At 72.9% G+C, this 1640-nt stretch carries 1 protein-coding gene; it reads right to left on the minus strand.

The window, feature by feature from the left end; translation table 11 throughout:
* On the minus strand, positions 1-1640 hold a 1640-nt coding region (gene glnE / locus DBR34_RS24450; protein WP_258224223.1), incomplete at both ends, for a bifunctional [glutamate--ammonia ligase]-adenylyl-L-tyrosine phosphorylase/[glutamate--ammonia-ligase] adenylyltransferase.

Genomic DNA, 1640 nt, shown 5'->3' on the forward strand with positions numbered 1-1640 from the left:
GTCGCGCGGTTCCAGCACCTGCGGGTGCGCGCCGGCGCTGTCGAGGACGCCGGTCTGCAGCAGGAATTCCAGGTCGACGATGCCGCCGGCGCCCTGCTTCAGGTCCAGCCGCGCGGCGTCGCTGCGGTCCAGTTCGGTGCGCATGCGCGCGCGCATCTTCACCACGTCGGCGTAGAGCACGTCGGCATCGCGGGGGCGGGCGAGCGTCTGCGCGCGCACGCGTTCGAAATCGGCCAGCAGAGTGGCGTCGCCGGCGATGCCGCGTGCGCGTACCAGCGCCTGGTGTTCCCAGGTCCACGCACGCTCGCGCTGGTACTCGGTGTAGCTGGCCAGCGAGGACACCAGCGCGCCCTTGCCGCCGTCCGGGCGCAGGCGCACGTCGATGTCGTACAGGCGACCGGCGGCAGTGACCGCGCCCAGCAGCGCCATCACCTTCTGCGCCAGGCGGGCATACCAGCGGCCCGGGTCGAGCGGACGCTTGCCGTCGCTGCTGTCCTGGTCGGCCGGGTGGTCGTGCAGGAACACCAGGTCCAGGTCCGAGCCGAAGCCCAGTTCCAGCCCGCCCAGGCTGCCGTAGCCGATGATCGCAAAGCGCCCGCCGGGGATCACGCCGTGCGCCTGCTGCATGTCGGCGGCCGCCAGGGCATGCACGGTCACCACCACCGCCTGGGCCAGTTCGGCCAGCTGGCGGGTGCTGTCCACGGCGCGCTGGCGGCCGTCGAGGGTGGCCAGCGCCATGCGGAAGCTGAGCGCCAGGCGAGTCTCATTGAGCAGGCGCAGCGCGGCTTCGGGATCGTCCACGGCCAGCGCGGCATCGCACTCGGCCTGCATCGCGTCCGCGTCGGGCATCGGCCCGGACACGCGCACATCCAGCAGCTCATCCAGCAGCAATGGGTACGCCGCCAGCCGTTCGGCCAGCAGCGCGCTGCGCGCCAATACGTCCACCAGCCGCGCCAGCGCGCTGGGCTGTTCGTCGAGCAGCGCCAGGTAGCTGGTGCGGCGCAGGATAGCCTGCAGCAGGCCGAGCACGCGCTTGAGCGCGGCGTCGGGCTGGGGCGACCGGGTGGCGGCGTGCAGCAGCGCCGGCAGCACGCGGTCCAGCCGCGCGCGGGCGCTGTCGGACAGCGACTTCACGCCAAGCGACTGCGCGAAATCGCGCAGCGACTGGTCGGCGCTGTGCGGGTCGTGGAAACCGGCCTCGGCGAGGATCTCGGCGCTGCCGTTGTCGGGCAGGCCGCGCCAGTAGTTGGACAGCGCATCGGGCGCGGCCTGGCCCTTGCGCGGGGCCAGCAGCGCGCCGAACTCGGTGCTGACCCGGGTGCGTTGCACCTCCAGCGCGGCTACCAGCGCGTCCCAGTCGGGGTAGCCCAGGCCGGTGGCGATGCGCAGGCGGTCGGTGGGGTCGGTAGGCAGCGCGTGGGTCTGCGCATCGCGCAGCATCTGCAGGCGGTTTTCCAGCCGGCGCAGGAAGCCGTAGGCATGCAGCAGGTCGTCACCGTCCTGCGCGGCCATCTGCCCACACGCCACCAGCGCGGGCAGCGCATGCAGCAGGCGGCGTTCGCGCAGGCTGGCTTCGCGACCGCCGCGGATCAGCTGCAGGGCCTGGCACAGGAATTCGATTTCGCGGATGCCGCCGGGGC

It is taken from the genome of Stenotrophomonas sp. HMWF003 (assembly GCF_003061285.1).
Taxonomy (GTDB): Bacteria; Pseudomonadota; Gammaproteobacteria; order Xanthomonadales; family Xanthomonadaceae; genus Stenotrophomonas; species Stenotrophomonas maltophilia_AP.